Origin of the sequence: Salinivibrio sp. KP-1 (genome assembly GCF_000968645.1) — a bacterium.
Classification (GTDB): domain Bacteria; phylum Pseudomonadota; class Gammaproteobacteria; order Enterobacterales; family Vibrionaceae; genus Salinivibrio; species Salinivibrio siamensis.
Window position 1 is genome coordinate 346,182 of the sequence record NZ_LAQR01000001.1, and the last position, 11,881, is coordinate 358,062.

General features: G+C 49.5%; 11 protein-coding genes. 9 read left to right on the top strand and 2 right to left on the bottom strand.

What is annotated here, in order from left to right; genetic code table 11:
* Positions 1–417: 417 nt before the first annotated feature.
* The 5 genes from WN56_RS01520 to WN56_RS01535 all read left to right on the top strand — a co-directional run bounded on the left by WN56_RS01520 (position 418) and on the right by WN56_RS01535 (position 5,717).
* Positions 418–1,905 carry a sodium-dependent transporter gene (locus tag WN56_RS01520; protein WP_046073288.1) on the top strand — a complete coding sequence of 496 codons (1,488 nt, stop codon included), beginning with the start codon at positions 418–420 and terminating at the stop codon, positions 1,903–1,905.
* The gene (locus tag WN56_RS16830; protein WP_100297978.1) at positions 1,902–2,003 is read left to right on the top strand and encodes a MetS family NSS transporter small subunit; all 102 of its coding nucleotides are present in this window, start codon (positions 1,902–1,904) and stop codon (positions 2,001–2,003) included. The genes WN56_RS01520 and WN56_RS16830 overlap by 4 nt, the downstream gene beginning before the upstream one ends.
* Before the next feature lie 282 nt (positions 2,004–2,285).
* Positions 2,286–3,005 carry a response regulator gene (locus WN56_RS01525; RefSeq protein WP_046073289.1) on the top strand — a complete coding sequence of 240 codons (720 nt, stop codon included), beginning with the start codon at positions 2,286–2,288 and terminating at the stop codon, positions 3,003–3,005.
* Complete coding sequence (locus WN56_RS01530) at positions 2,995–4,443, top strand: ATP-binding protein (RefSeq protein ID WP_046073290.1); 1,449 nt, start codon at positions 2,995–2,997, stop codon at positions 4,441–4,443. The genes WN56_RS01525 and WN56_RS01530 overlap by 11 nt, the downstream gene beginning before the upstream one ends.
* Positions 4,443–5,717, top strand: coding sequence for an ABC transporter substrate-binding protein (locus WN56_RS01535; RefSeq protein WP_231637378.1), 1,275 nt, complete (start codon positions 4,443–4,445; stop codon positions 5,715–5,717). The genes WN56_RS01530 and WN56_RS01535 overlap by 1 nt, the downstream gene beginning before the upstream one ends.
* A gap of 47 nt (positions 5,718–5,764) precedes the next feature.
* Here WN56_RS01535 and WN56_RS01540 read toward each other — a convergent pair whose 3' ends face one another.
* Both WN56_RS01540 and WN56_RS01545 read right to left on the bottom strand, forming a co-directional pair.
* A complete protein-coding gene (locus WN56_RS01540; RefSeq protein WP_046073292.1) occupies positions 5,765–6,568 on the bottom strand; it encodes a DeoR/GlpR family DNA-binding transcription regulator in 804 nt (267 codons plus the stop codon).
* Positions 6,569–6,628: 60 nt separating this feature from the next.
* The gene (locus WN56_RS01545) at positions 6,629–7,363 is read right to left on the bottom strand and encodes a glycerophosphodiester phosphodiesterase family protein (RefSeq protein ID WP_046073293.1); all 735 of its coding nucleotides are present in this window, start codon (positions 7,361–7,363) and stop codon (positions 6,629–6,631) included.
* A 279-nt stretch (positions 7,364–7,642) separates the two neighbouring features.
* On the opposite strand from WN56_RS01545, the gene ugpB reads away from it, so the two are divergent.
* The 4 genes from ugpB to WN56_RS01565 all read left to right on the top strand — a co-directional run bounded on the left by ugpB (position 7,643) and on the right by WN56_RS01565 (position 11,860).
* Positions 7,643–8,947 carry a sn-glycerol-3-phosphate ABC transporter substrate-binding protein UgpB gene (gene ugpB / locus WN56_RS01550; protein WP_046073294.1) on the top strand — a complete coding sequence of 435 codons (1,305 nt, stop codon included), beginning with the start codon at positions 7,643–7,645 and terminating at the stop codon, positions 8,945–8,947.
* A 79-nt stretch (positions 8,948–9,026) separates the two neighbouring features.
* Complete coding sequence (ugpA, locus tag WN56_RS01555; RefSeq protein WP_046073295.1) at positions 9,027–9,908, top strand: sn-glycerol-3-phosphate ABC transporter permease UgpA; 882 nt, start codon at positions 9,027–9,029, stop codon at positions 9,906–9,908.
* Positions 9,908–10,756, top strand: a complete 849-nt coding sequence (gene ugpE, locus WN56_RS01560) for a sn-glycerol-3-phosphate ABC transporter permease UgpE (protein WP_046073296.1) — start codon at positions 9,908–9,910, stop codon at positions 10,754–10,756. The genes ugpA and ugpE overlap by 1 nt, the downstream gene beginning before the upstream one ends.
* Positions 10,757–11,860 carry a sn-glycerol-3-phosphate import ATP-binding protein UgpC gene (locus WN56_RS01565; protein WP_046073297.1) on the top strand — a complete coding sequence of 368 codons (1,104 nt, stop codon included), beginning with the start codon at positions 10,757–10,759 and terminating at the stop codon, positions 11,858–11,860.
* Positions 11,861–11,881 lie beyond the last annotated feature (21 nt).

Genomic DNA, 11,881 nt, shown 5'->3' on the forward strand with positions numbered 1-11,881 from the left:
ATGTTTTCTGGCGCTGTGGCACGCGCTCAACACGTCTTGGCGTTGTTTTTTTCATCAATTGACGAGCGAACAAAAATAACCATTAATCACCACTTATTGATAATTATGATAGTTTTTATCACTATATAAGGTTAACAAAACATGATTTATATCTACCTCACTCTACCAATAGCAGGTTAACCCCCATTTTTTTGCTAACTTGTTGGTTTTAAGGCTATTGATTTAGCCTCACGCTGTGCTTAATGTGCAATGACTGCCCGCTTTAGATAAAAAATTCAACATTCGGGCAACAGGAAGTTAAAAATCAATATTGCGGGAATGTGCTATTTCTTTCATATCGGCCAAAAAACGCAGCCTCACAACACTGCATATTTGGATGGGCGTAAAGAAAGGCGATTCGCAAAGGAGTAAGTAGATATGAAAAGAGAACAATGGGGCTCACGCGCTGGGTTTATCCTGGCTGCCGTGGGGTCAGCAGTCGGCCTAGGGAATATTTGGCGCTTCCCTTACATGGCCTATGAGAACGGTGGCGGTGCCTTTTTTATTCCATACCTTTTCGCCATGCTCACCGCGGGTATTCCATTTATGATTATGGAATTTGGGCTAGGGAAAAAACTGCGCGGCTCATCGCCCGTGGTGTTTTCTAAGCTCAATACCAAATTTGAATGGCTGGGGTGGTTTCAAGTTTTAATCGCGGCAACCATCGGGATTTATTACGTCGCCGTTATTGGCTGGGCCATTTCATACTTTGGCTTTTCGTTTGGCCAAGATTGGGGCACAGACACCAACGCCTTCTTCTTCTCCGATTACCTAAAATTGGGGGAAAACTCTCCCACCAGCTTGGGTGATTGGCAGTGGCACATCGCGATTCCAATGATCATTGCTTGGGCCATCACCTATGCAGCCGTTTTCCGTGGCGTAAAAGGCGGCATCGAAAAAGCCAGCAAAATCATGATGCCTTTGCTGTTTATCATGGTGTTGTTACTCATTGGCCGTGTGGTGATGTTGCCAGGGGCACTGGATGGTTTGAACTATCTGTTCTCGCCTGACTTTAGCAAATTGGCCGATGCCAGTGTGTGGTCCGCCGCTTATGGGCAGATCTTCTTCACGCTGTCGGTAGGCTTCGCCATCATGCTTGCTTATTCTAGCTACTTGCCAGAAAAGTCCGACGTCAACAACAATGCTTTGATGACGGTATTGATCAACTGTGGCTTCTCAATTGTTGCCGGCGTGCTGATCTTCTCGATTCTTGGCTATATGGCGGCGGAACAAAGCAAGGGGATCACCGATGTCGTCAGCGGGGGCGTTGGCCTAGCGTTCGTCACGCTACCTGCCGCGATTAATTTGCTCCCTATCCCTTATATTCTTGGTCCATTGTTCTTCCTCGCATTGGTTGTTGCTGGCTTGAGTTCGCACATTTCCATCATTGAAGCCGTGACGTCGTCAATTATGGATAAGCTCAATGTGACTCGTCAAAAAGCGGCGACAGCCGTATGTGGTGTGGGCTTTGTCGTATCAATGGCGTTCGCTACCAACGGCGGTCTATTGCTGCTTGACTTGGTTGATTACTTTGTTAACAACGTTGCACTGCTCACAAGCTGTTTGCTTGAGCTGCTGCTGGTCGGCTGGCTAGTTAAACTGTCAGACATCCGTCAGTATGTTAACCGTGTCTCTGAATTCAGCGTGGGTCAGTGGATGGAAATTTGTATCCGCTTTATCAGCCCCATTATGCTGGCGGTGATCTTGGTGAAAAACCTGATTGACACCTTCAACGAAGGCTACGGCGGTTACGCACAATTCGAATTACTGACCCTGGGTTGGGGCTTGGTCGCTGCCATGCTGGTGGTTGGTATTATCGTTAATAGCACCACGACCCCTGCTCGCGATATGGAGACAGACGCATGACAACAGGCGCAATCATCATGATGCTTATCGGCTTTGCCGTCACTTGGGGTGGCGCGGCCTTGTGTATTCGCAAAGCGATGCACAGCAATAGCGAATAGCGAATAGCGAATAGCTCGTCACGGTTCATAACACACTGTGATGTCAACCAAAGCCCTCTTAATGGAGGGCTTTGTCTTTTTCACGATCTCGCGTCGTCAAGCGATGAACTATCTGCCTTTTTATACCTTTCCCCCTCCTGGGTGTCTGCTCTGACATCATCACCAAAACGGTTATCAACAAGTCGCTGATTAATTACACAAAGTGCGGCTTTGTTTGTAGCATCTCAACGATAAAGCACCGATAATGGAGGAACTGACTTTAGCAACGAGGACAATGGCGATATGGCTTCAGCCAAACGCATCTTAGTGGTCGACGACGATGTCGAAATCCGTGAGCTTCTCCAAGCTTATCTCACCAAAGCCGGTTACGAAGTGATGACCGCGCAAAACGGTCATGAGATGCAAACTAAGCTGGCTGTCCAATACCCGGATTTAATTTTACTCGACGTGATGCTCCCAGGGGATGATGGCTTTACGCTATGCAAAAGTATTCGTAAAGATTCGAGCGTGCCTATCATCATGCTCACCGCTGTATCAGACGAAACGGATCAAATTGTTGGGCTAGAGCTAGGCGCCGATGATTATATCGCCAAGCCCTTTAGTCCGCGCCAATTGATCGCCCGTATTCGTGCATTATTACGTCGCACCCAGCAATTGCAGGAGACCACGCTGTCCCGACCCAAAGCGATTCGGTTTGGCCAGTGGCGTCTAGAGCCTGCCACCCAGCAATTGCACCAGGTTGTCACCGGCATGGAGATAGAGTTGTCGGCGTCTGATTATGCCCTGCTGATGCTGTTTATCGATCACCCACACCAGTTGCTCGATCGTAATGCGATTAGCCAAGCGACGCGCGGCCGCGATGCACAGGCACAAGAACGTGGCATCGATGTACAAGTCAGCCGCTTGCGCCAGCGCTTACGTGACACAGGCAAAGCGAACTTGATTAAAACTGTGCGAGGTGCGGGTTATATGTTTGTCGCTGAGATCCAATATGAATCATGAATGGCTAGAAAAGCTGATCCCTCGCTCTTTGCTATCACGCACCTTGCTGCTGACCTTGTTATCCGTGGTATTGGCGCAGGGCATTGCCACCTCAATTTGGTATACCCAATCAAAACGAACCCAACTTGCGGGGCTAGAGGCGGCGTCGGCGAGTTTAGCTAACATGTTTGCCTCAACCACCACCTTCTTTCAATCGTTGCCCGTTGCTTATCGGCATGTGGCGCTTAATCAATTACGTAACATGGGCGGGACACGGTTTTTTGTCTCCTTTAACAAAGAAAAAATCCAAATCACGCCTATTGAAGAGACACAGGCGAAAAAGGTCGCCACCCGTACCGTATCGGGCATTCTCCACGAGCAGCTCCCGTCATTGAATACCATTGATGTTGACTTTTCGCGCCCTGAAACCTTACGCGTGCTCAACAACGACATTTTATTGCAAGACTTGCCCAAATCTTGGGCACATCACACGTTAAGTTTAGAGCCATTAAATCCCCCCATTTTGGTGGTACAAATGGAGCTGAAAAAAGATGAGTGGATCTATATCGCTGCATTGTTACCCGCGCCCTATGTCACGCTCGATGATACCTTGATTACCGCCGATCAAGTGGTCTTTATCGTGGTGATCACTGCGCTATTACTGTTCTTTACTTACACCTTGATTCGTCAGCAAGCACGCCCCTTAAAACGTCTGGCCAAAGCAGCGAACTTGTTTAGCACCGACATTGAGCAACCTCCCCTGAAGGAGGAAGGCGCGGCAGAAATCGCCATTGTGACACGGGCGTTTAACCGTATGCAGCGTCGCCTACAACGTCACCTACGTGAGCGCGAAACCTTATTCCGCTCCATGTCGCATGATTTAAAAACGCCTATCACCCGCTTACGTTTACGGGCCGAATTAATTGATGACGACCTGCAAGCCGCGAAGCTCAATAAAGATTTAGATGATCTTGAAATTATGGTTAAAGGTGCCGTACAAACGGTCAGAGACACCGATATCCATGAGAACATGGCGGCTATTGATGTCATTGATTTCTTAGCGATGATTGTCGAACCACACAACCAAAACCGTATTCGAGTCAGTATTGAAAGCGACGCAGTACCTCCGTTTACGTGTAAGCCACTCGCCTTCAAACGCTGCTTATCCAATTTAATTGATAATGGTGTGAAATACGGCGATAAAGTGACGATTTATGTGATGGACGCAAAACACACGTTAGATATTACCCTGATTGACGAGGGGCCAGGTATTCCTGAGCAAGAGCTCGACTCGGTGTTTGACCCTTATGTACGCTTACATGATGATAACGACGGTTCGGGGCTCGGTTTAGGGATTGCGCGCGATATCATCCACGCGCATGGCGGGGATATGGTGCTCAGTAACCGCAGTGAAGGCGGCCTGCAAGTTGATATCAGTTTTCCTCGGGTAGAAGAATAATGGCACGTTTAACACGCTTAAATAGATACCTCTCTCAATGGATCATCGGTGGCATGCTCGCCACCTATAGCCTTGCAGTGTCCGCAAGTGATGTTGAAGTTTTACACTGGTGGACATCAGCAGGTGAAGCCAAAGCCGCCTCTGTCTTGCGAGAAGGCATTGAGCAACAAGGCCATCAATGGCAAGACTTCGCGGTCGGTGGCCGCGCAGGGATAAGCGCGATGAACACCTTGAGGATCCGTGCCATCAGTGGTAACCCGCCCCTTGCGGCACAAATCAAAGGGCCGGAGATCACCGAATGGGCCCGTTTAGGCTTTTTACGCAACCTCAATGAGATTGCTGAAGCGGAAAACTGGGAAGATAAAATCCCCGCCCCGTTACGTGATGTCATGCAGTACCAAGGTAACTATGTGGCGGCGCCCATCAATATTCACCGCGTAAATTGGCTGTGGGTCAACTTACGCGCCTTTGAAGCAGCCAATGCCGACATCCCTACCGACTTTGATAGCTTTTTTGCTGCCGCCGATAAATTGCAGCAAGCAGGCTATATCCCACTCGCGTTGGGAGGAGAGCCATGGCAAGTCGCGACGCTTTTCGACAGTCTGGCGCTATCAGTACTGGGGCCACAAGATTACCAACGTGCCTTTTTAGACTTTGATCGCCAAGCACTCCTTAGTGACGATGTGGTCAAAGCCTTTACCCTGCTGGCGAAGATGCGCCAATATGTGGATGACTCGGGTCAAGGACGCAACTGGAGCGATACCACTCGTCTACTCATTGATAATCAGGCGGGGATGCAAGTGATGGGTGATTGGGCCAAAGGGGAGTTTTTTGCCGCCAACCAGCAAGAAGGCAAAGCCTTTACCTGTGTCGCCTTCCCTGGGACGAAAAAAGCCTTTAGTTACAATGTCGACAGCTTTGTATTTTTCAAGCCCAATAGCCAAAGTGAGCGACAAAGCCAAACAGACATGGCCTCGTACCTCCTCACACCACAGTTCCAGCGTGACTTTAACCGTTACAAAGGCTCGTTACCTATCCGATTTGATGTGCCCCTCCCCAAGGGAGACCGGTGCGCACAACAATCACGTGATGCGTTTACCTACGCGCAAGAGAATGGCACCTTAAGCCCCAGCATGTCACACGGCCTTTCCACCACACGTTATGTACAAAGCGCGGTGTTCGACGTGATTAATGAGTTCTTCTACAACCCTGAGCAAACGCCGCGTGAAGCCACCGAGGCACTGTATCGCGCTATTTTATCCGCGCAAGCTTGACGGTCGTCATGCAGGCTTTTTCATCACACAAACTTAGCCAACCCTTCTCAGTTGGCAGTTGGCGCTTGCGTGGAGCCGAGATCGCGCGAGTCACAAGGAATAAAAGCAATATCTGCCGGCAGCGTCGAGTAGTTGCTCAATACATCGTTGGTGAACACATAATCAAACTGACTTAACGTTGTCACTTTCACCGGCGCACTGCGCTGCCACTTTGACCCATCTGCCACCAACCATCTTGCACTCGCTGCACTAAGCATGGTGTCACTGACATCCGCTTCGTCGGGGGAAAACTCACACACCCATCCCTCTTCATTGACTGCCGCACAGCCGATAATGGCGATATCCGGTTGGAAACGCGACAGGAACTGAAGCACCGAGTGTCCAACCATATCTTGGTCATTGGCGCGCAGCTTCCCTCCTGCCAGCCAAATATCGAGGTCGGGATTAGCCCCCAGAATATGCGCGATCTGAACGTTATTGGTGATTACGCGAAGGTCGCGTCTTGTTAATAGCTGCTCAGCAATCGCAGAAACCGTGGTCCCTATCCCGAGCATCACGGTCGCCCCCTCAGGAATGTGCTCGGCCACCGCGCGTGCAATCGCCGTTTTAACGCCACTGTGCCTTTGCAAACGACGTTGGTAATCGCTATTGACATGCGCAGAGGGCATATTAATGCCGCCATGGTGACGCCGAGCTAAGCCAAGCGCACAAAGCTGATTAATATCACGACGAATAGTCTGCGTCGTGACCGAAAACTGCGTGGCCAAATCATCCGTTTCTAGGTGCTCTGTTTTTGCTAATTGCGCTAATATTTCGCGCTGGCGCCAATTTAACTCTGCCTCTTGTGACACATAAGCTCCTTGTTGTATGACATTATCGACCGCTCACCTAACGATTCGGTTGACTCCGTGTCAGTAAGGGTGTGCTAAGTATTTACTTGGGTCGTCGGTGATCATCATGTCTACGCCCCAACCCCACAAGGCTTCGACCTCAACAGGCTTATTAGGGGTATAACACTTAAGCGCTAAACCTGAATCTTTAACGGCTTTGGCTTTCTCTTGGGTGAGGTGGCGATAGTTGCAGTGAATGCTAAACGTGGCTAAGTCCCGGAAATCACGCCAATTATCAGGGATCGTTTCCCATAGAATCGCCCGCGCTAACTCAGGCATTTCATCACGAACAATCGCGAGTGCCTCAAGAGAAAAAGATGAGACTAATACCTTCTCGGTGCTGATAGGGCTTGCCGACAAGCAAGCAAATATCGCGCGGCACAAGGCAGGTATATCGCTATCCGGGTAAGTTTTGATCTCAAGGTTGATATGAAGCGCATCGCGGTGCGCTTGGGCTAAAACGGCCATGAGCGTGGGTACCCTTTCATACCCAAACTTTGGCGAAAAGTGCCCACCTGCATCGAGCTGCTGTAAATCGGCCAAGGCGGTGTCTTTTAACGCCCCTGCACCATTGGTGCACCGTTGTAAGCTATGGTCATGAAACACCACGGGAACACCGTCTTGGGTCAGTTGCACATCGACCTCGACCCAACTTAACCCCATCTCTCGCACCTTTGCAATAGACGTTAACGTGTTCTCAGGAGCATGAGCAGCGACACCTCGATGCCCACATAATTGCTGTGGCGCGATTTTCATTTGAACAGTCTCATCTCAATCAGTTATTTGGGTATTGTAGGACAGCGCGAGCCGCATTGTCTCGTGTAAATATGACAGAGTGTTTACGAGTAAATCTTTGCGCTTGCAGGATTTTCATCATCAAAACACGCTCTAATTAACAATTTTTTCACATACCATGCGACCGCGGTCAAAAGTCATACAATTGTCATCTCCCTTTTCGTTTGGGTTCATATTATGTTCATTTTTGTTCATTAAGTTGCCGAATGAACATTACCCCATCCTCAAAAGGAGTGACGCATGAAAACCCAACGCTTAACCGCGCTTTCTTCGGCCCTGTTGCTGGCCTCTTTTTCTGCCAACGCGACAACCGAAATTGAATGGTGGCACGCAATGGGCGGAAACCTTGGCGAAAAAGTGAATGAAATTGCTGAGAAGTTTAATGCCAGTCAGGATGACTATTCCGTCAAACCCGTCTACAAGGGTAACTACACCGAAACCATGACAGGCGCTGTGTCGGCATTCCGCGCCAACAAGCAACCTCATATCGTCCAGGTGTTTGAAGTAGGCACCGCGACAATGATGTCAGCAAAAGGGGCGGTATACCCGGTTTATGAGCTAATGGAAAACGCGAACGTCCCGTTTGACCAATCTGACTACCTCTCTTCTGTGACGGGTTATTATTCAGACGAAGACGGGAATATGCTGTCGATGCCATTTAATAGCTCAACGCCCGTGCTGTATTACAACAAAGATCTGTTTGCTAAAGCTGGCGTTAACCCTCCCAAAACCTGGGAAGAAGTTGAGCAAGTGTCTGAGAAACTGCTTGCCAATGGCGCTCAGTGCGGCTTCACGACTGGCTGGCAGTCTTGGGTACAAATTGAAAACCTCGGTGCTCGCCACAATGCGCCCATTGCCACCAATGACAATGGCTTTGGCAGTGTCGATAACAAGATGCTAATTAACCAGTCTCCATTTGTGGATCACATTGCCAAAATGGCGGATTGGCAACAGGCTGGCATTTTTGAATATGGAGGCCGCCGCTCTGACAGTGCGCCGCTGTTTTACAGTGGTGAATGTGCCATGTACATGAACTCTTCAGCGTCTTACGCTGGTGTGCGCGAAAGCGTAAAAGATTTCGAGTTTGGCGTTGCCAAGCTGCCTTACTGGGATAAAGCCGTTGAGCAGCCAAGAAATACCATCATCGGCGGGGCCACGCTTTGGGTTCTACAAGGCCACGAGTCAGAAGAGTACAAGGGCGTCGCCCAGTTCTTCTCCTTCTTGTCTCAACCTGAAATCCAAGCGGACTGGCACCAGTTCACCGGTTACTTGCCCATTACCCACGAAGCCTATGAGCTAAGCAAGAAGCAAGGCTTTTATGCTCAAAACCCAGGCACAGACGTCGCGATTAAACAAATGACCGAGGTCGAGCCAACGCCTGCCTCTAAAGGGATCCGCTTAGGTAATTTCGTTCAAATCCGTGATGTGATTAACGAAGAGCTTGAGACCGTATGGTCCGGCGATCAATCGGCTCAAGAAGCGCTGGATGAAGCAGTTGAGCGCGCCAATGGCTTGCTTTCAAAGTTTGCTAAAGCCAATCAATAAGCGATTTAGTTCCATTCAGTAAAAACCATGTTGTATGACGGAGCGGTATAGACTGCCGCTCCACTTTTTGAGAAAGCCTATGTCCAATAAACCCACATTTAATCATTGTGCGTTTCCCATTTTATTGCTCGCGCCTCAATTGCTGATCACCTTTATCTTTTTTATCTGGCCCGCGGCGCAGGCTGTATGGCAATCCACCTTGTTGGAAGACCCTTTCGGTCTTAGTACCGAGTTTGTCGGTGGCGAAAACTTCACCGAGTTATTGGGAGACACCAGCTATTATCGCTCTTTTTTGACCACCTTATTCTTTAGTTTTTCTGTTGCAGGCATCGCGCTTCTATCGGCGCTTGTGCTCGCGGTGATGGCTGACCGTGTCATTAAAGGGGCGACAGGCTATAAAACACTCTTGGTGTGGCCCTACGCGGTCGCTCCCGCTGTCGCAGGGGTGTTGTGGTTATTCATGTTCAATCCCACTGTCGGTGTATTGGCCCACGCGCTAAAAGCCATTGGTTTAGACTGGAATCCGTTTATCCATTCTGGCGATGCCATGACCATGGTGATCATTGCCGCTACATGGAAGCAGATTAGCTACAACTTTCTGTTCTTCCTCGCCGGGCTGCAATCTATCCCACGTTCATTGGTTGAAGCGGCAGCTATTGACGGCGCAGGCCCAGTAAAACGCTTTTTGACCATCATTTTTCCACTGCTCTCTCCGACCTCTTTTTTCCTGCTGGTTGTGAACTTGGTCTACGCCTTTTTCGAAACCTTTGGGGTGATTCATGCCATGACGCAAGGTGGGCCCGGTCAATCCACCACAACGCTGGTTTATAAAGTGTATGCAGACGGTTTTGTCGGCCTCAATATGGGATCGTCCGCCGCGCAATCCGTCGTGTTGATGATCCTCGTGGGCGCATTAACCGTGATTCAGTTTAAATATGTTGAAAAGAAGGTGGCTTACTAATGGTTGAACGTCGCCCTTGGCTTACTGTGTTCTCGCATTTGGTGTTGATTTTAGGCGTCGCCTCGGTGGCGCTCCCTGTGTGGCTTGCGTTGACCGCCGCCACCCATGACAGCAGCGCCTTTGTAAGTGGTGTCACGCCGTTATGGTTTGGTGACAAAGGATTATCTGTGTTCGAGGAGGTATTAACCGAAGGCACATCACGCGAGTTAAACATTTCCGTGGCCGGCATGCTGTGGAATTCATTTTTAATGGCAATGGGCATCGCCATTGGCAAGCTCGCGATTTCCATTCTTTCAGCCTATGCCGTGGTGTATTTTCGCTTTCCCGGTCGAATGTTGGCATTTTGGGTGATTTTCATGACCCTAATGCTACCGGTGGAGGTGCGCATCATGCCAACATTCCAGGTCATTGCCGACCTGAACATGCTCAACTCGATGTCGGGATTGACCATTCCACTCATCGCCAGCGCTACGGCGACCTTTCTATTCCGTCAGTTTTTTATGACGGTCCCAGGTGAAATGCTTGAAGCCGCGCGAATTGATGGCGCGGGCCCGTTCAAGTTTTTCAAAGACATTCTGCTGCCTCTTTCGCGCACCAATATCGCCGCACTGTTTGTGATCACCTTTATATATGGTTGGAACCAGTACCTTTGGCCGATTTTGATCACCACCGATGATGAGTACTACACCATTGTGATGAGTATTCAGCGCATGCTCTCTGTTGGTGATGGTGAGGTGCAATGGAACCGCGTAATGGCAACAACTCTAATGGCGATGCTACCCCCGGTGATCGTGGTGCTCGGCATGCAAAAACTCTTTGTAAAAGGCTTAGTGGAAACGGAGAAGTAAATGGCAACGGTAACCCTAGAACAGATGGCAAAGACCTACCCTAATGGGTTCAAAGCCATTCACGGCGTCGACTTATCAGTGAAAGATGGCGAAATGATTGTATTGGTGGGCCCCAGTGGTTGTGGCAAATCAACCTTACTGCGCATGATTGCCGGCCTAGAGGCGATTTCCAGCGGACAATTAGTCATTGACGATAAAAAAGTGAATGATCTTGAACCTGGCGAGCGCGATATTGCCATGGTATTTCAAAACTATGCGCTTTACCCACACATGAGTGTATTCGACAACATGGCCTATGGCCTTAAAAATCGCGGGACACCAAAAGCGACCATTCAACAGCTTGTCACCGAGGTCGCGACCATGCTCGAGCTAGAGCATCTACTCGACAGACGGCCCAATCAATTGTCCGGCGGACAGCGACAACGCGTAGCCATGGGGCGAGCCATTGTGCGTCGTCCCAAGGTGTTTCTCTTCGATGAGCCGTTATCCAACCTTGATGCCAAACTGCGTGTGCAAATGCGCTTGGAAATCAAAAGTTTGCAGAGAAAGCTGAATACCACTGCTGTGTATGTCACCCACGATCAAGTTGAAGCAATGACCCTGGCGGATCGCCTCGTGGTATTAAATGGTGGTAACGTTGAACAAATTGGTACGCCTTTAGACGTCTACGATGCCCCGGCTAGCTTGTTTGTGGCCACTTTTATCGGCTCACCAGCGATGAATATCGTTGAAGGTCGTATCGACAATGACGTCCTCTCGATAGGTCAACACGTATTGGCTGAGTGTCAGGGCATTGACACACAATCCGTGTCCTTCGGATTACGTCCCGAGCACTTAAAAGTGGTACCGGCCGATCAGGCCTGTTTCACACTGTCAGTTACCTTAACCGAGTCTTTGGGAGCTGATTTGCTGGTCTATGGCCATATAAGCGATACTGACAGTTTCATCACACTGCGTTTAGAGGGGCACAGTAAGGTCGTAGAAGGAGATAACCTACCCTTGGCGATTGCTCCTGAGAACCTCCACGTGTTTGACCATGAGCAGGGAAAACGGCTGGCGCTCACTCTGCGTCAAATGAATCATCGCCACGTGGCAGCTATTTAATTAGTGAGGATCGCAATACCT

Excerpts from the sequence above, each read along its gene's own strand:
- ugpA (WP_046073295.1), top strand. The coding sequence starts at position 9,027 with ATGTCCAATAAACCCACATTTAATCATTGTGCGTTTCCCATTTTATTG.
- ugpE (WP_046073296.1), top strand. The coding sequence starts at position 9,908 with ATGGTTGAACGTCGCCCTTGGCTTACTGTGTTCTCGCATTTGGTGTTG.
- ugpB (WP_046073294.1), top strand. The coding sequence starts at position 7,643 with ATGAAAACCCAACGCTTAACCGCGCTTTCTTCGGCCCTGTTGCTGGCC.
- WN56_RS16830 (WP_100297978.1), top strand. The coding sequence starts at position 1,902 with ATGACAACAGGCGCAATCATCATGATGCTTATCGGCTTTGCCGTCACT.
- WN56_RS01520 (WP_046073288.1), top strand. The coding sequence starts at position 418 with ATGAAAAGAGAACAATGGGGCTCACGCGCTGGGTTTATCCTGGCTGCC.
- WN56_RS01565 (WP_046073297.1), top strand. The coding sequence starts at position 10,757 with ATGGCAACGGTAACCCTAGAACAGATGGCAAAGACCTACCCTAATGGG.
- WN56_RS01535 (WP_231637378.1), top strand. The coding sequence starts at position 4,443 with ATGGCACGTTTAACACGCTTAAATAGATACCTCTCTCAATGGATCATC.
- WN56_RS01545 (WP_046073293.1), bottom strand. The coding sequence starts at position 7,363 with ATGAAAATCGCGCCACAGCAATTATGTGGGCATCGAGGTGTCGCTGCT.
- WN56_RS01525 (WP_046073289.1), top strand. The coding sequence starts at position 2,286 with ATGGCTTCAGCCAAACGCATCTTAGTGGTCGACGACGATGTCGAAATC.
- WN56_RS01530 (WP_046073290.1), top strand. The coding sequence starts at position 2,995 with ATGAATCATGAATGGCTAGAAAAGCTGATCCCTCGCTCTTTGCTATCA.